This is a genomic window from Paenibacillus sp. 22594, assembly GCF_052044425.1.
In the GTDB taxonomy this organism is placed as follows: domain Bacteria; phylum Bacillota; class Bacilli; order Paenibacillales; family Paenibacillaceae; genus Paenibacillus_AQ.
On record NZ_JBQENA010000001.1, the window covers coordinates 1,205,668 to 1,222,005 of the forward strand.

A 16,338-nucleotide genomic window follows, 5' to 3' on the forward strand; every position below is an offset into this window, starting at 1 on the left:
CAAAAGCGCCGGAATTCCTTCCGTCGCTGGTTTTTGCTATTTAGGAGCCATTAATGAATGCAATACCACCTCTGCCGGTGCAAGTCCTGTTGAGACTGCCCGCACGGTAATCGGACCTGCTTCGGTGGAAGACTGGATCAAGGCCAGGCACCAGCCATTGAATACCCGGCGCACGGGCGCCTTATCCGGCTCATGACTGCTGGGATTGCCGTTGCCTACCCCAAGAAGAATTCCAGCGCCTTCCACTTCGAAGCGGATTTCATGATCTGCAGTTGGAACAATATGCCCCTGTTCATCCGCTATAGCCACGCGGACTGGAATGGTATCCGAGCCGTCTGCTTCAACCTCAGTCCGGTCAGGGTACAGGCAGATCTGATGCGGCTGGCCTGCCGTAACCACCGCTTTCTCAGCGACGATCCGGCCATCGCGTGTTCCAAGCGCTTTTAACTCTCCTGGTTCATAGATGACTTCCCATGACAAATATCCTGTCCGCTCAACCTGCTGTTCACCCAGACTTCTGCCATTCAGAATCAGTTCAACTGTAGCGGCATTGGAGAACACCCTCACTTCTACCGGCTGTCCCTCGGAACCCGGCCAATTCCAATGCGGCAGCAGATGAACCATAGGCTCGTCCTTCCAGACGGCCTGCATGTAGTAATAGCTGTCCTTAGGGAAACCGCAGGTATCCATCAGCCCGAAATGGGAATTCACACATGGCCACAGGTAGGGGGTGGGCTCTCCGCGGTAATCGAACCCGGTCCACATGAATACCCCGGTGAGAAAACGGTTGTTCAGGGCATCGCTCCACGCCCGCTGCGGAGTACAGCCCCACGAAGGAATATTCGTGCCGTATTCGGAGCAATAGCCGCGCACCGGATCATCCTCGTATATGCCCCTGGTTACCGTATAGCTCGCGCATTCACTGCCGATCATAAGGCGCTCCGGATGCAGCTCATGATCCCAGATATCCAGATGATCCCGGTGTCCGTAATTGTAGCCTGTAATATCAACAACCTCATTGTATCCATTCTCATACCAGCCATGGTTCATAGCCGCTGAGGTCGGGCGCGTTGGATCGATCCGGCGGACGGTATCCGCGAGCGTCTTCAGAATACGTCTGCCGGTTACGGTGCCTTCCAGAACCTCCTCATTCTCCAGATTCCAGATGATCACGGAGGGATGATTACGGTCCCGGTATAGCATCCGCTTCAGCTGGGCTATGCCATTCGGGCTGCTGTCGAGCTTGCGGTTCTCATCCATCACCAGTATGCCCATCCGGTCACAGAGATCGAGCAGTTCAGGGGTAGGGGGATGATGAGCACTGCGGTAGCTGTTAGAGCCCATCTCTTTAAGCAGCTTCAGCTTATATTCAATGATACTGTCAGGCAGCGCCACTCCCACTCCCGCAAAATCCTGATGATTGCAGGTGCCTTTGATCAGCAGCGGTTCTCCATTCAGGAAAAAGCCCAGCTCCGGATCAAACCGGATGCTACGGATGCCAAATGATGTCTCATACCGGTCCACCACGGTTCCCTCGTGTTTTAGGATGGATATGGCTCTATAGAGGTACGGGTGCTCCGGCGACCACAGCGAAGGCTGCTCCACTGTGAAAATTTGCTCAAGCTCCGTCTCTTCGTACCAGTCCACAACGGATTGCGCCGCAGAAGCAGCTACCTGTCTCCCGGCAGCATCGTAAATTTCCGTGTGCAGAGAGACCGCCCGGCCTTCTGAATATTCATTGCAAATACGGGTGCTGACATGCACCAGGGCCTGCTGCTCCCCCACATCCGGTGTCGTGATATTGGTTCCATACTCCGCTACATGGAGGCGGTCCGTCTCTTCGAGCCACACATGGCGGTAGATGCCGCAGCCCTCATACCACCATCCCTCATTCTCCAGCGCGTCTACCTTGACTAATATGACATTCTTGCCTTCGCCGCCATAACGAAGCACGTTGGACAGATCATAGGAATATCCGGTGTATCCTCCCCGATGCTCGCCAATGAAATGTCCATTGACCCATACGGTGCTCACGCCCGAAACTCCGTCGAAGGATACCGTCCATTTACGCTCTGCGCCTTCTGCCGGAAGCTCGAAGCTTTTGCGGTAAAACCCGATTCCACCCGGTAAATAGCCATGGCTGCCATCCCTCGAGCCGAGCGATGCATCCTGCACATACTGCTGCTCCACACACCAGTCATGCGGCAGGGATACAGGCTCCCATTCCAGCTGCTGATGGCCCATCCCTTTATCGTTAAAAGCAATATCCAGCCATTCCCCCTCCTGCAAGGAACCACAATCGGTAATCCCGCCTGTCATACCGGCCTTGACTGCATACGGAATGCGGATATCCCCTTTGTAAAAACTCCAATCCTCATCAAACCGGCTTCTGCATCTCCCTGCTGCCACACTCACTAACGACCGCCTCCTTACTAGACTATATTCACATTGTAGAGTAGATTATTAGAATATAGTTAGCACAATGCTAATATGGAACAGCACAAATTGAAGGTGAGGGATACGCATGCTTCTGCCTTTCCGCCTGTCCGCGGATGATCTGAACCAACGGCTGCCGTTGGCTCTGTACAACATAGGCTGTCACGTGCAGCATCCTATCTCCCGCCCGTCCGGTTATCTTGTGCCACAGTGTTTCATCGCATTCCGAGGCAAAGGCCGGGTACACTTTAAGGACGGGAAAAGCCTGACTATCGGGGCCGGTCAGGCGCTGATCCTGCCGGCGGGACAGCCTCATGAATACTATGCGCTCCCTGGTGAACCCTGGCTGATTGGGTATATCGGGTTCAGGGGCAGGATTGCGGAAGAGCTGGTAACCGGTTGCGGCTTGCCTTTCAGCACAGTGATCCGTCTGACAGACGCAGAGGCCCTGATGAATCCCCTGAAACAGCTATGGGAGCTTGCGGACCAGTCGGAAACCTCCCGAGCCGCATATATCTCCGGCAGGCTCTATGAATTTGTCCTGATGCTGTCGGAGATGGCCGAGCTCTCCTCTGGTCCTGCTTCTCTTCCAAGCAGCAGCCCTGCACAGGAAGCATTGCGCCGCGCCGCCGGATATATGCAGGAACATTTCACCGAAACGCTGCAGATGTCCAACATAGCCCATGTTGTGGGTTACTCGGTACAGCATTTCATGCGGATTTTCCGTGAGGCCTACGGCATTACTCCACATGTATATTTACAGGGGCTGCGTCTGAATCAAGCCGTGAAGTGGATGGAGGAACATCCGGACATGCCCATCAAAGAAATTGCCGGCCGCCTGGGACTGGAGCCCAATTATTTCATCCGTGCCTTCAAAAAGGCTTACGGAATAGCACCGGGAATGTACCGGGAGAATCTATGGAATAAGGCTGACTTTAACACAAACCAAGACTTTTAGGTTGGTGCCTGACGCAACTTGAATGGTTGCCCAACCTTTCCCCATATTGCCTGCCTGCGCCGAATTCAAAGGTATTTTTACCTCTGATTCCCCCATATTGCCTACCAGCGCCGAATTCAAAGGTACTTATACCTCTGATTCCCCCATATTGCCTGCCTGCGCCGAATTCAAAGGTACTTTTACCTCACATTTCCCCATATTGCCTGCCTACGCCGAATTCAAAGGTACTTATACCTCACATTTCCCCATATTGCCTGCCCACGCCGAATTCAAAGGTACTTATACCTCTGATTCCCCCATATTGCCTGTCTGCGCCGAATTCAAAGGTACTTATACCTCACATTTCCCCATATTGCCTGCCCACGCCGAATTCAAAGGTACTTTTACCTCACATTTCCTCATTTTTCCTGACTGCGCTGAATTCAGAGGCACTTTTACCTCTGATCTCTTAAGCAGCAAAAAGCCCAAGCGATGATCCAGCTAATCGCTCAGGCTTTGGGATGGATATTCTGTTCTGTTCAGTAGTGTTCCGTTCAGTAATGTTCCGTTCAGCACTTCGGTTCAGAGCTTTTCGCTAACCGCTCCATTCGCCGCTACACGGGCATTGAACGAGAGCTGGTTCATCCGTTTGATCGTATCTTGATTATAGGCTTCTCCCATAAAATTGGGCTGGCCGCCGATAATCTTGACCGGAGTGATTCTGCCGGTTACACCGCTCTTGCTGATCTCAAAGTTCACCAGCATAGAATGAAGTGTCTTGTCGCCGCCGCGAGTTGAACGGTTGAACACAAAATTACCCAGCGAATAATAGATCGGTTTGTGCTTGTAGTATTCAATCCCCATCAGGCAGTGGCTGTGCGCGCCGACAATGATATCCGCACCGCTGTCGATCATCTGTTTCGCGAGCTTGCGGGCGTAATTCTCAGGGTAGTCCTTGAACTCGTTGTTCCAGTGGATGTATACAATAGTGTAGTCATTCTCTTTGGCCGATTTCTGGATTGCGCCCATCAGCGGCTCAGGCGTATAGGCCGAAGCTGCGCCCGGACTGTTCTTCCCCGCATACCATGAAGGGCTGGAGAGCACGCGGCTTACACCGAGTATGGCGATCTTTTTTCCTTTTACCGTCTGGGTGTAAGGTCTAAAAGCCTCATTACTATTCTTGCCTGCACCGGTATGCCCGATCTTGTATTTGTCGAGGTGAACGAGTGTATCCAGCATAGCATTCTGTCCGAAGTCCAGAATATGATTGTTCGCCACGGTCACACCGTCAATCCCCGCGTAATTCAGTCCCGCAAGAGCTGTTGGCTTGGAACGGAACGCAAAAGTCTTCTCGGCAGCCTGCCCTCTCACCGATACCGGTGTCTCCAGGTTGGCAAAAGCAATATCCGCTTTCTTCAGAACAGGTGCTACCTTGGCAAACGGAAAATTCACCCCGTACTTGGCGATCTGGTCACCGACAAAGCCATCCAGCAGGATGTCTCCCGCAAAAACAAGATTAACCTTATCACCCGCGGAAGCAGCTTGACTAAAAACAGCAGGTGCAGGAATCAGCAAAAGTACTATGAATGTTAATGTTATGACTGCAAATCTGCGCAAAATCTTTTGACCCCTCTCTATTTGGTAACCTCCTATTATTCTACTATATGAAAAGAGGAATATCCAAATAAAGGGCAGATGCTAGAGTCTCGCCTTTTTAAGCACGGCCCGAAAACAGTTCAGCCCGCCCCACTGCTCCGTACGCACGGCATCCGCCGGAAGCTTGAAATTCGTCTCCCCCCAGAACTCAAATCCGGCCTGCAGCAGCACTTCATTCATCCGCAAAAGATTAACAGTCGGATAGTCAAAAGTCAGCACCAGCAGCCCCTCTCCATTCAGCGTACGGTGAAATTCCCTAACGGCTCGTACAGAATCCTCCAAAGAGAGGTGCTCCAGAACCGAGATACAGAAGATCGTATCGAAGAACTCGTTCTCATACGGCAGTGAGGTTAGATTGGCATGGGCCAGGTGGAGGCGGTTCGTCCGCGCTGCTCTCGCCAGCTGTGCCGCTTCCTCTCCGATATCATCGGCAATTTCTTCCATGATGGCATCCCGGGACAGAATTCTTGCATCCATGTCACAGGCATGAACCTCCGCACTGTAGCTGGCAAGATAGAACTTGAGCGGATGGGAGATCCCGCAGGCAGCATCCAGCACCACATCATGCGGGGAAACGAAATTCGTGCACCATTCATATTCATAGGGCCGGCTCCACCAGGATTCCGGCAAATCGTAAACAAGCTTATCGCGGCGGGCATCGGCATTCACAAAAAAACGGGAAACATACGGATGGGTAGGCATAGGCCAGGACTCCTTTTAGAGGAAATTCGGTAGTGAGAGTATATTCAGGAATCCCGGTTTCATGCCATCATACGTAAAAGGAGAGCGGCTTCGCTTCAACATCATGCTTCGCAATCAGGTTATCCACCATAGTACCCCATTCAGTGTCGATGGTGCACAGCTCCGGGTGCTGATCGAACCAGTCCACAGACCGCTTGATGCCTTCGGCAAAAGGAACGGTTGCGGCAAAATCCGGCACCAATCGCTTAATCTTGCTGTTGTCGAATACACTGCTCACCGCCTGGTCGCCGATCAGTCCATCTGCTGTTCCCGGCGGGGCAAAGGCCGTGATAAAATCGGTGGAAATATGCACAACCTGTGGTTCATGTCCAGCCGCCTTCCCGATAGCCGCATAGATCTGGTTCCAGTTCAGCGACTCGTCGGAAGTAATATGAACCGCTTCTCCGATCGTCCCGGGTTGCCCCAGCAGGCCGACAAAGCCCTTGGCGAAATCTGTGTTATGGGTCAGGGTCCACAGCGATGTTCCATCTCCATGAATCACGATCGGCAGACCTTTGCGGATTCGGTCGATCAGCGACCAGGGATGCGCCCAGCTTGTTAGGGCTGCCGGTATCGCCGTTACCCCGTAAGTATGGGAGGGACGGACAATAGTAACTGGAAAACCGCCATTCGTATAGGCTTCCAGCAGCAGCTGCTCACAGGCGATTTTGTCGCGGGAATACTGCCAATAAGGATTCGCAAGCGGGGTCTCCTCGGTAATCAGATAATTCTGCTGCGGCTTCTGATAAGCTGAAGCGGAGCTGATAAAGATATACTGCTTCGTCTTGCCTGTGAACAGTTGTATATCATTCTGCACATGCTCAGGAGTAAAAGCGATCCAGTCCACCACCACATCGAACTCATAACCGCCCAGTACCTCAGCGGCTTCCTGCGGATGGCGGATATCGCCTTGAATCACCCTAGCCCCCTCCGGTACGAATTCGTCCCGTTGGCCGCGGTTGAACAAATACAGCTCTATACCCCGTTCTACAGCCAGCTTGGAGACCGCCTCGCTAATTAGTCCTGTACCGCCAATAAATAGTACCTTCACCGGTCACCCTCCTTTTCCTTAGCTGATTATGGCTTCTATCGCTGTCAGAACATCATCGGTTAGTTCTATGCCGGAAGCCTGCACGTTCTCTTCCACCTGCTCAGGACGGCTGGCGCCTACAAGGGCGCTCGCGACATTCGGCTGCCGCAGAATCCAGGCCAGGGCCAGATTGCCGACAGAAATATTCAGCTCAGCGGCGATTGTACCCAGCTCGCGGACCTTGGCGATCTTCTCCTCGGTAATCCCCTTGCGCATCCAATCCAGCTTCGCCGCGCGGCTGTCCTCAGGAATATCGGAGACCGAGCTGTATTTCCCGGTCAGCAGGCCTTGGGCCAGCGGGGAGAACACGACCTGTCCGATGCCCTTGCGCAGCCCCAGCGGAATAATCTCTTTTTCGATATAACGTTCGAACATATTGTAGACCGGCTGATTGACCACGATGTGGTCCAGCAGATAACGGTCGGCAACGGCCAATGCTTCCGCCATTTGTGCGGCCGTCCATTCACTTACACCCACATAGAGTACCTTGCCCTGACGGACCAGATCATCCAGCGCGCGCAGCGTTTCCTCAATAGGTGTCTCGGGATCATAACGGTGGCAGTACAACAGATCCACGTAATCTTCTCCCAGCCGTTTCAGACTGGCATGGCACTGCTCTGTAATGTGCTTGCGGGACAAGCCGCGGTCATTGGGCCCGTCTCCCATTACACCGAATACCTTGGTAGCCAGCACGTAGGATTCACGGGGAAAACCGCGCAGCGTTTCACCCAGCACCTTTTCGGCTGCGCCTTTTTCATACACATTTGCCGTATCAAAAAAATTCACACCCAAACCGTAAGCGGTCTCAATAGCTTTAACAGCATTGTCCCGCTCTACATAACCTCCATAGGTCAGCCAGCTTCCCAAGCTGATCTCACTCACCTTAAGTCCGGTTCCACCCAATCTGCGGTATTTCATCTTGTACATGCTCCTCTCGATTCCGGCTCTTGTCCGGTTAATTTGCGCTTCATATCCATTTTAAAATAGTTTGTATTGAATATATAGATCCCGATATTTTTGAGCTATGGGCATATGCCGTGATCACAATAGGTTACAGTCCATAGACTGTTGTCGAGACATGATTTGAGGAGGCTATCCATGGATACAAACTATCAGCAACTCGCTTGGAACTGTATGAATAAATATGTGGGTATAACTACTACTGACGGACAGAATTTTGACGGGTTTATTGCTCATATTGATCAGGACTATGTTACACTGGCCATTCCTTCGAACGAAATGATGGGGCAAATGAACGGAATGCCTGCCAATGCGTCTACTTACAGACAATTTGGATACTATCCGGGTTTCTATCCACGCCGCCGTTTTTATCCGAGACGCGTACCTTTTGGTGCAATCGCTGCTTTGTTCCTGCTTCCATTTTTCATCTAATGATGGAGCTGGAATAGCTTTTGTATGAGTTATGTGAGTATAAACAGCCAACTCAAAAACGGCGCGCCAATGGAGTACCGGCGCGCCCTTTCGTCAGTCTGCTTGTCCTATTCTACAGCTCCGACCAGTTCAGCGTAAGTTCAATAACACCCTTCTGCGAGGTCAATGGCCCGCCGATGAGCGACCATTCCTCCTGCTTCCCGGTATTCGTTCCCTGGATAATCAGGTTCTTCTCATCCATGGTTTGGCCGGCATCGGTCAGATTCTGAGTCGCGAAATAATCCTTGTACATCTTGGTCACTGCAGCCATATCTTCTGTAGTGGTAAAAATAAACAGAACAGACTTCTTCCCGCCGTTCTCCGCCGTACTGGAAGTTTGAACCTTCACGTCCTTGGGAAGCGGGAAATCAGCAGGCAGATACTTCGGTCTCACTCCGTCATCCGCTGCCTGGCTCTTAGAAGAATCAGAAGCTGATGCACTGGGTTCTGCACTAGCTATTGCACTGGCCTCTGCACTAGCCGCGGGAGCACTGGCTTCCGGACTGGCCGGCTGATTGCTGGCTGTTGCCACAGCATGATCAGCTGTTTCATTCGAATTACCGCAAGCGCTCAACAGGATACTTAGAATAATAGAACCTGCAACGCCAAACTTCCGTATTGGCTTCATTGTCTGCAACTCCTCTCTGTAGTCAGATGACCCAACCACAGAAAACTTACCCTTTCCTGTAAGGTATCAAACAGCAGCAACGCCACATTCATGTGCAGTTCTTTCTATTATAAGTTCTTAACCATAAGCACATGGGGGATTCCGTCTTCCATGAAAACGGGTGAACCCGTCTCATACCCCAGCTTCTGATAAAAGCCTTCGGCCTGCTTCTGGCCATGCAGCTTGGCTTGCCGCAGCCCCTGTTCCGCCGCCATTTTCTCCAGTGTTGCGATAAGAACAGAACCCAGACCGCTTTTGCGGTATGGGGCAAGGAGACAGATCCGTTCCAGCTTGGCCCAGCCGTCTACAATCCGGAGTCTGGCCGTTCCCACAGCTGCCTCTTCCTGATAGATCAATATATGCTCAGCAGCCTGCTCATGTTGATCAAATTCATCGGCCAGCACCACACCCTGCTCCTCCACAAACACTTCCCGCCTAATCCTAAAAGCTTCCTGCAGCCCTTCTTCGGTGACAACCCGGTCTACCCTCATATTCTTAATCCTCTCCTTCCTCATGCTTGCTTAATGCCCGCCCAGAAAATCTCCCAGATATCCTTCAAGCGCCGCTCGAATTCTTCGTGATTGTAAAAAAACATCTGCATGGAAATCCCATCCTGCAAACAATAATAAGCCGATAGCAGACTTTCCGTGTGCTGCCGCCGAATCTGTCCGGTATTCATGCCTTCCTCAAAAATAGCCCGGTAAAAGGCGGAGGACTGCTTCTCCATCATTGATATCTGCTGCTCCAGCATCTCTTGAAAGAAAGGCGCCGGAAATTGAACACTTCTTTTGTAAAAAGAGGTCAGTATGGGATGCTCCACCCTATAATAGTAGGTCCGGTACACAATCCCGCGCAGCCTCGCCTCAACAGGTGTACCCGGAATGCCCTTGAACAACTGGTCCAGAAACTCAATATAGTGCCGGGCCATTTCCTGAAAAGCTGCTAGAAACAAATCTTCTTTTTTAGGAAAATAGGTTGCAATGGACTGTTTTTTAATGCCCACCGCCTGGGCTATCCCAGCCAGTGATGCCCCCTCAAAGCCTTTTTCGGCAAATTGTGCTATAGCGGCTTGCAAAATAGCATTAGCAGTCATAATGGCTCACCTCCCTGACGATCGTCAGGCAATTATCACATGCTCCTTCTTTTTTGTCAATGAAACAACATTTCAAACAAGCTGTTGACCGGCTTATAAATGAACATTACCAGATACAGCGGGCTAGGGACTTTGATTTTGTTCAACGAACAGTAGACCGCAGCAATGCCCAGGATCCAGTACAGCACCCAGACCAGGCGGTCACGGGGTCTGCCTTTCTGCTTCAGCAAAGGGAGATCGATGACAACACAGCTTGCCGCAATCACCAGAAAGAACAGCAACATCATTACGCTCACTCCTTGATATCACCAATAAAAGACTTGTCCGTAACCCCGATCCGGGTAATCGACACGCTGGCACTATAATGAATAGGCAGCGACTTCAGGTAATCGTCTCCCTTTTGCTGCTGCAGTCTGGCCCAGACCTTCGGTTTGGCACGGTAGATCAGCTGGCCAAAACCCATGATATCCAAATTGAAATCCTCGTTAATCTGCTCAACGGCTGATTTCATCAGAAAGATAATCCGCTCTTCCGTTTTCTTCTCCAGCTCAGTGATTACCTTCTCCGATTCCAGGTTATCCTTGCTCTCCACCTCTTCCACATTGCATTCCGCCTTTACATGAATGAAAATATGCGGCTCCCCGTCAATGATCTTCACTTTACGTTTGGTGGATGTATGGAGCGCTTCAATAACAATGGGTTTGCCATCGTCTCCTTTTACAGGGCCAGAGCTATGATTAACTCTATTGGAGATATAATTGTAACCGACCACCTCATTATCTTTTAACCACCCGATCATCTTGTCTTTCTTGAATACAGCTACACTGCGGTATTGCAATTTCGTTCTGGGAGTACTCTTGTCAAGATTGCTCATCATCTCACCTTCTTTAGCACTGCCGGACAACTCAACACCAGTCAATACCGGATTTATTCCTTCATAGATCATATTTTCAATAAATTCGTTCAGAGGAACCGCAACTGTCCTGGCGGATGACTTATGGGATTTCTCCATGGCATAAAACAATTTATTGGCTGGCAATTTGTCCAACGGGGTAAGAACTTTGAGTACCTCTTCTGCCGTGGCATCTTTCGCAACCATGACATAGTAATCATTTCGCGGTTCCCGGCTCCGCTGGAACACATCAAGAGCTTCGGCGATTCCGGCATGAGCGAGCTCCTCTCCAATTACCAGCACGCGGATATGTCCTTTGTAGATATCTCTCGAACTGAGAAGACTATACTGGCGGTCAGCTTCATAAATTGTCGGTACTGTGAAGCTGGATACAACCACCGGCACCCCGCCGCCTCCCGATCCTCCAACCGTCTGTGAGGAGATCGCGGAGGGAATAACCACCTGCATCGTGACCCTGTACCCGGATTCCGCCTTATCCAGACCCATTCCGAGCACAAAAGCCATTTCATTTAACTCCGTTCTTTCCCAGCAGCCGCTGAGCAGCAGGGGTCCGAGAACAGCAAACAGCAGCATAGAAAAAGTTCTACCTTTTTTAAGGTCCATAGATAGTCCTCACTTATTTGTGTCTTGACGGTTGAGGTTCTGAATTTTACTGTTTGCCGGTCTGGTCTTCAAGAGCGGCCAGGGGAAGCGGAAGAGCGAATCCTTGAGATTGTTGGATTGGTATGGAGCAATTGGACTCATATACGGCATCCCGAAGGAACGCAGGCTTGCCAAATGCATCACAACGATAAAGACACCGCACAAAATGCCATACAATCCGATAAAACCAGCCAGAACGATAAATGCAAAACGAATGATTCTCGCAGCAATGGCCATTCCCGTTTCAGGGATGACAAAGCTGGAAATAGCTGTAATGGATACAATAATGACCATCGCCGAGGAGATAAAACCCGCCGAAACCGCCGCCTGCCCGATCACCAGCGTACCGACAATCGAGATAGCCTGCCCTACGTTCTTCGGAATTCTCACTCCCGCTTCCCGCAAAATCTCATACGTTAATTCCATAAGCAGCGCCTCCACGAACGCCGGAAAGGGAACGCTCTCCCTTTGTGCGGCAAGGCTGATGACAAGAGTGGTAGGGATCATCTCCTGATGATAAGTAGTAACTGCCACATAAAGAGACGGGGCAAGCACGGCAATGAAAAAGGATAAGAAACGGATAAAACGCAGCAAGGAGCCAATATCCGCCCGCTGATAGTAATCTTCTGCAGATTGAAAAAAGGCAACAAAAAAAGTAGGCACCAGCAGGACAAATGGCGTACCGTCAACAAGAATCGCCACTTTGCCTTCAAGAATTCCTGCCGCGATCGTATCCGGGCGGTCACTGTTATAAATGGTCGGGAAAGGTGTTGCCCCCGTATCCTGAATAAATTCCTCGATATATCCGCTCTCCAGAATGCCGTCTATATCAATTTTGCCCAACCGGCGTTTTACCTCTTGTACCAGATCAGGGCTTGCAATGTGGGTGAGATACATAATGGATACACTGGTCTGGGACACCCTGCCAATCTGAAAAGTCTCCAGCCATAGCTGGCTGTCTTTGATTTTTCTCCGGATCAGCGCCGTGTTCGTCCGTAAATTCTCCGTGAATCCTTCCATCGGGCCCCGTACAACCGTCTGTGAGCTTGGTTCGCTAACATTGCGATCATCCCATCCGGGTAATCCGATCCGAAGGGCGCTGGGTGTTCCGTCTACCAGCACCATTACATTGCCGGACAACAACTGATGAACGAATGGTTTCAAGTCATGGGTGACGGACATATCTCCTGCCATCAGTATGCGTTTGTACAGAAGATCAAGTTTCTGCCCCGCATCCAGATCTTTCAGCCGATCCGGGGTACAGCCTTCCTGAAGCGAAAAGAGTATGGAATTATGCAGCACCTGGGTATCCACAAGACCGTCTATATATATCACGGCGATTTGCGTATAAGGATCCGGCTGCAGCTCTTTAATCACCAAATCGGTGCTTTTCCCGAGAAGCTGAACCAACTGCATCTGATTATCCTTAAGACAGGGTGACAATGTGCCCAAATTCATATCTTTCAATTCGCATCCTCCACTTTCCACGAATAAGTGTACATAGTATGATTCGGAATTTGATAATTATCCCTATCTATAATCATTTATGTCTTTGATGCATAATTGTGGAAGATATTTGCATGCTAAGGAAAGGATAATAAGTGGCTGAAGGACCGTTTGCAGCCGATACGGAGGAACCTCATGAGTCTTGAAAAGGACCGGATCAGTACGGCTCAAATGATCATTCTAGGGCTTTTTACGCTTATTGGGGATATGGCGCTTGTCTATCCTTCAATCATGACCGCCGGAGCCCACGAGGATGCATGGATTGCCGGACTTATCAGTATTCCGCTGGGACTGGCAACCGTTAAAATAATGATATCTGCCGCAAATATCAATCCAAATAAAACAATTATCGAGCTATCCATGCAAATTTTGGGGAAATGGGCGGGCGGAGCAGTAGCGGTGAGTTATTTATTCTTTTTCCTGATGGCAGCATCCACTTATGTCAGGGAAATTGAAGACTTCATGTGTACACAAATTTACGAGGGTACACCCGGCGGAGTGATCCGCTTCATGGCAATTGTTCTGCTAGTGTACGGCATCAGGCTGGGTTTGGAAAATCTGGGCCGGTCCGCGCAGATTTTCCTTCCATTTTTTGCGGTTTTTTTAATCTGCCTAATCGTCCTGCTGTTTCCCAATGTCGAAATGGATCGGATTCATCCTATTTTGCATACACCTCTTCCTGACATGTTGCATACCATTTTGTTCGGCATCTTTTACCCGTTCGGGGAACTGTGCGTGTTCTTCATGATCTATCCGTTTGCCCAAAAACATAGTAAAACCAGCCGGGACATTTTTATAACCTTATTCATCGCAGCTATTAGTCTTAACCTGATTTTGTTTCTTTCCCTGACGATACTTGGGGTTTATTTTTCCGAGCATGTATTCTATGCAGCTTATGTTCTTGCCCAAAGAATCAACATTGGCAATTTTCTGCAGCGGATTGAAGCGCTGATGGCCACCACATGGATTATAAGCACATACTTCAAAACAGCGCTTTACTTCTACGCCTTTGTCCTGGGGACAGCCCAGTTGCTGAAGCTGAAAACCTATCGGCATCTGATCTTTCCGGTAGGATTTCTGATTTACGGCATGTCAAATCTACTGGCCAAAGATATTATTTTCTACATTAAGGAAGTCACCCCTAGCTGGTTGGATTGGGATATCACCTACGCTTTGGTCTTCCCCTCACTCCTGCTCATTGTGAATTATATCAGGAAGCGCTTCGGCCGCAACGCCCGGCAATAACAGCCTTCAGGTTGAGATACAGCATACGATGACCGATGGGAATGCTTTGGGTAAACTAAAGACTCTTTGTAATAACTAAATACAAATCCCTTTTGCTCGTTGAGCTGATCTTGCGTCCATGTCTATAATATAAGTTAATGTGAACGCATTCATACTTATATAAAAGCGAGGCTGGTCGAAGTGAAAGACAATAACAGGATCATTGCTGACGGCAATAACGAAGGCCCTACGGCACCTAAGGACCCGGTGGAGAAAAGAAGCGGCTTTTTCATATTATTTGAAACAGCTATTGAGGCGACTGCCAGGGCCGAAGGCCGGCCTTCTCAGGAAATCTATCTGGACGGCAGCTATTTGATTGACAAGGCCAGATATATTGGCGGCGTTACGGATGAAGAGATGCTGGCTCTACTGGGCAGTTGGGCAGGATTTCGCAAATTAGTCCACAGTATCGGTGTCTCCGTCAAGACGAACAGCGGGGAGGCCGCAGTTTCTTTTCTTCTGCAGAACTGGGGCAGAACAAGCAAGTATGAGACAGGCACCCGCCTGCTTGTTCCATGCCCGAACGACGGAACAGAAATGGTGCTCAGGCTGGAGGATATCGAGTGGGCAGAGGAGGATGACATCCCCGGCAAATTCGCCTTTGAGTTCGGCCACGAAGGCGAGCTGGCAACGGCAAGCATTATGTTCTATCTGAACGACGGATATACTGCGCCTGAGCTTATAGCTGAGCCACCAGTTGCATTCGGTTCCAAGGAATACAGGGACATGATCGCGAAGTCCCTGATGCATTCAGGAAATAATAAAAGATTGAAATCCGCCATAGATAAAGCAATACGGGGTGAGGACGTTACGATCGCTTTCATCGGAGGGTCCATTACTCAGGGTGCGGGGGCGAAGCCGATACATACGGAATGTTATGCCTATCAATCTTATGTAAGATTCAAGGAAATGTTCGGCCGGGACGGGGGAGAGAACATTCACTATGTAAAAGCCGGTGTAGGGGGTACACCCTCGGAGCTTGGAGTGATCCGCTATGACAGGGACATTCTTAGGGACGGCGCCCTAACGCCGGATATCGTGGTGGTTGAATTTGCAGTCAATGACGAGGGGGATGAAACGAAGGGCAATTGCTATGAAAGCCTCTGCCTGAAAATCCTTTCTGCACGTAACCAGCCTGCCGTAATTCTGCTGTTCAGCGTGTTTGTGAATGACTGGAATTTGCAGGAACGGCTCTCCCCCGTGGGCAGGCACTATAATCTTCCCATGGTGAGCGTAAAGGACGCGGTGACCGGGCAGTTCCGTCTGAGCAAGGCTGAGGGCAACATCATATCGAAACGGCAATTTTTCTATGACATCTACCATCCTACTAATGATGGTCACCTGGTCATGGCGGATTGTCTCGCCTACTTGTTCTCTGAAACCTATAAATCGCATATGGACGATGAGGATATCACGGTGGATCAACTACCGGTTCTTGGGAATGATTTTGCCGGGACCCGTTTGCTTGACCGAAATAGCCATACAGGCGCTGTCATCGAAGCGGGTGGATTTACGGGTACGGATACAGAACTGCAGATGGTGGAAATGGATCTGAGTCCGGTTGGGAGTCCCGAATTCCCCTATAACTGGATGCATACGGCAGCGTCCGGGCCGGACAGCTTCAAGCTGAGTATAACCAGTAAAAACCTTATCCTGGTATACAAGGATTCGGGCAGCCCCGAGTTCGGTAAAGCGGAGATTTTCGTAGATGGCAAGCTGGCAGTCACCGCTGATCCGCATGAGAACAACTGGACCCACTGCAATCCGGTGATTCTCTACCAGAATGAGCACAGCCAGGAGCATGTAATCGAAATCCAAATGGCGCCTGAAGATCAGGATAAATGCTTTACTATTCTGGGCTTTGGATATAATGCTTAAGAGTTGTTTGGTATCCTTCCATGTTTACCCTATCCGTTCTTGACTTGTTATTTTGATTAAAAAT

Annotated in this window: 16 protein-coding genes; 5 read left to right on the top strand and 11 right to left on the bottom strand. The window is 50.2% G+C overall.

Features of this window, described 5'->3' with window-relative positions; all coding sequences use genetic code 11:
* Positions 1–36: 36 nt before the first annotated feature.
* Positions 37–2,415 (bottom strand): beta-galactosidase GalA, encoded by a 2,379-nt coding sequence (galA, locus tag ACTJKB_RS05540; protein WP_440832323.1) that lies wholly within the window; start codon positions 2,413–2,415, stop codon positions 37–39.
* A 109-nt stretch (positions 2,416–2,524) separates the two neighbouring features.
* Between galA and ACTJKB_RS05545 the strand changes: the two genes are divergently transcribed.
* Both ACTJKB_RS05545 and ACTJKB_RS05550 read left to right on the top strand, forming a co-directional pair.
* Positions 2,525–3,394, top strand: a complete 870-nt coding sequence (locus tag ACTJKB_RS05545; RefSeq protein WP_440832325.1) for an AraC family transcriptional regulator — start codon at positions 2,525–2,527, stop codon at positions 3,392–3,394.
* Positions 3,395–3,416: 22 nt separating this feature from the next.
* On the top strand, positions 3,417–3,869 hold the full coding sequence (locus ACTJKB_RS05550) for a hypothetical protein (RefSeq protein WP_440832327.1): 453 nt from the start codon (positions 3,417–3,419) through the stop codon (positions 3,867–3,869).
* 86 nt (positions 3,870–3,955) lie between these two features.
* Here the strand turns inward: ACTJKB_RS05550 and ACTJKB_RS05555 are convergent, their stop codons facing one another.
* The 4 genes from ACTJKB_RS05555 to ACTJKB_RS05570 all read right to left on the bottom strand — a co-directional run bounded on the left by ACTJKB_RS05555 (position 3,956) and on the right by ACTJKB_RS05570 (position 7,778).
* Positions 3,956–4,948, bottom strand: a complete 993-nt coding sequence (locus tag ACTJKB_RS05555; RefSeq protein WP_440832742.1) for a CapA family protein — start codon at positions 4,946–4,948, stop codon at positions 3,956–3,958.
* 123 nt (positions 4,949–5,071) lie between these two features.
* Positions 5,072–5,731 carry a class I SAM-dependent methyltransferase gene (locus ACTJKB_RS05560; RefSeq protein WP_440832328.1) on the bottom strand — a complete coding sequence of 220 codons (660 nt, stop codon included), beginning with the start codon at positions 5,729–5,731 and terminating at the stop codon, positions 5,072–5,074.
* Between the two features lie 67 nt (positions 5,732–5,798).
* Positions 5,799–6,821, bottom strand: coding sequence for an SDR family oxidoreductase (locus ACTJKB_RS05565; RefSeq protein ID WP_440832329.1), 1,023 nt, complete (start codon positions 6,819–6,821; stop codon positions 5,799–5,801).
* 18 nt (positions 6,822–6,839) lie between these two features.
* Positions 6,840–7,778, bottom strand: coding sequence for an aldo/keto reductase family protein (locus ACTJKB_RS05570; protein ID WP_440832331.1), 939 nt, complete (start codon positions 7,776–7,778; stop codon positions 6,840–6,842).
* Positions 7,779–7,958: 180 nt separating this feature from the next.
* On the opposite strand from ACTJKB_RS05570, the gene ACTJKB_RS05575 reads away from it, so the two are divergent.
* Positions 7,959–8,252 carry a phosphatidylinositol kinase gene (locus tag ACTJKB_RS05575; RefSeq protein ID WP_440832332.1) on the top strand — a complete coding sequence of 98 codons (294 nt, stop codon included), beginning with the start codon at positions 7,959–7,961 and terminating at the stop codon, positions 8,250–8,252.
* 112 nt (positions 8,253–8,364) lie between these two features.
* Here ACTJKB_RS05575 and ACTJKB_RS05580 read toward each other — a convergent pair whose 3' ends face one another.
* The 6 genes from ACTJKB_RS05580 to ACTJKB_RS05605 all read right to left on the bottom strand — a co-directional run bounded on the left by ACTJKB_RS05580 (position 8,365) and on the right by ACTJKB_RS05605 (position 13,064).
* On the bottom strand, positions 8,365–8,919 hold the full coding sequence (locus tag ACTJKB_RS05580) for a hypothetical protein (RefSeq protein ID WP_440832334.1): 555 nt from the start codon (positions 8,917–8,919) through the stop codon (positions 8,365–8,367).
* A 107-nt stretch (positions 8,920–9,026) separates the two neighbouring features.
* Entirely contained in the window at positions 9,027–9,449 is a 423-nt protein-coding gene (locus tag ACTJKB_RS05585; RefSeq protein ID WP_440832336.1) for a GNAT family N-acetyltransferase, read from the bottom strand.
* 20 nt (positions 9,450–9,469) lie between these two features.
* Positions 9,470–10,051 (bottom strand): TetR/AcrR family transcriptional regulator, encoded by a 582-nt coding sequence (locus ACTJKB_RS05590; protein WP_440832337.1) that lies wholly within the window; start codon positions 10,049–10,051, stop codon positions 9,470–9,472.
* A 56-nt stretch (positions 10,052–10,107) separates the two neighbouring features.
* The gene (locus ACTJKB_RS05595; protein WP_440832338.1) at positions 10,108–10,338 is read right to left on the bottom strand and encodes a hypothetical protein; all 231 of its coding nucleotides are present in this window, start codon (positions 10,336–10,338) and stop codon (positions 10,108–10,110) included.
* A 5-nt stretch (positions 10,339–10,343) separates the two neighbouring features.
* Positions 10,344–11,567, bottom strand: coding sequence for a Ger(x)C family spore germination protein (locus tag ACTJKB_RS05600; RefSeq protein ID WP_440832339.1), 1,224 nt, complete (start codon positions 11,565–11,567; stop codon positions 10,344–10,346).
* Positions 11,568–11,576: 9 nt separating this feature from the next.
* Complete coding sequence (locus tag ACTJKB_RS05605; RefSeq protein ID WP_440832744.1) at positions 11,577–13,064, bottom strand: spore germination protein; 1,488 nt, start codon at positions 13,062–13,064, stop codon at positions 11,577–11,579.
* A 183-nt stretch (positions 13,065–13,247) separates the two neighbouring features.
* Between ACTJKB_RS05605 and ACTJKB_RS05610 the strand changes: the two genes are divergently transcribed.
* Positions 13,248–14,357: a GerAB/ArcD/ProY family transporter gene (locus ACTJKB_RS05610; protein WP_440832341.1), complete on the top strand. Its 1,110-nt coding sequence runs from the start codon at positions 13,248–13,250 to the stop codon at positions 14,355–14,357.
* Positions 14,358–14,537: 180 nt separating this feature from the next.
* On the top strand, positions 14,538–16,274 hold the full coding sequence (locus ACTJKB_RS05615; RefSeq protein WP_440832342.1) for an SGNH/GDSL hydrolase family protein: 1,737 nt from the start codon (positions 14,538–14,540) through the stop codon (positions 16,272–16,274).
* The last annotated feature ends 64 nt before the right edge of the window (positions 16,275–16,338 follow it).

Excerpts from the sequence above, each read along its gene's own strand:
- ACTJKB_RS05545 (WP_440832325.1), top strand. The coding sequence starts at position 2,525 with ATGCTTCTGCCTTTCCGCCTGTCCGCGGATGATCTGAACCAACGGCTG.
- ACTJKB_RS05550 (WP_440832327.1), top strand. The coding sequence starts at position 3,417 with ATGGTTGCCCAACCTTTCCCCATATTGCCTGCCTGCGCCGAATTCAAA.
- ACTJKB_RS05560 (WP_440832328.1), bottom strand. The coding sequence starts at position 5,731 with ATGCCTACCCATCCGTATGTTTCCCGTTTTTTTGTGAATGCCGATGCC.
- ACTJKB_RS05570 (WP_440832331.1), bottom strand. The coding sequence starts at position 7,778 with ATGAAATACCGCAGATTGGGTGGAACCGGACTTAAGGTGAGTGAGATC.
- ACTJKB_RS05575 (WP_440832332.1), top strand. The coding sequence starts at position 7,959 with ATGGATACAAACTATCAGCAACTCGCTTGGAACTGTATGAATAAATAT.
- ACTJKB_RS05580 (WP_440832334.1), bottom strand. The coding sequence starts at position 8,919 with ATGAAGCCAATACGGAAGTTTGGCGTTGCAGGTTCTATTATTCTAAGT.
- ACTJKB_RS05585 (WP_440832336.1), bottom strand. The coding sequence starts at position 9,449 with ATGAGGGTAGACCGGGTTGTCACCGAAGAAGGGCTGCAGGAAGCTTTT.
- ACTJKB_RS05590 (WP_440832337.1), bottom strand. The coding sequence starts at position 10,051 with ATGACTGCTAATGCTATTTTGCAAGCCGCTATAGCACAATTTGCCGAA.
- ACTJKB_RS05595 (WP_440832338.1), bottom strand. The coding sequence starts at position 10,338 with ATGATGTTGCTGTTCTTTCTGGTGATTGCGGCAAGCTGTGTTGTCATC.
- ACTJKB_RS05600 (WP_440832339.1), bottom strand. The coding sequence starts at position 11,567 with ATGGACCTTAAAAAAGGTAGAACTTTTTCTATGCTGCTGTTTGCTGTT.
- ACTJKB_RS05605 (WP_440832744.1), bottom strand. The coding sequence starts at position 13,064 with ATGAATTTGGGCACATTGTCACCCTGTCTTAAGGATAATCAGATGCAG.
- ACTJKB_RS05610 (WP_440832341.1), top strand. The coding sequence starts at position 13,248 with ATGAGTCTTGAAAAGGACCGGATCAGTACGGCTCAAATGATCATTCTA.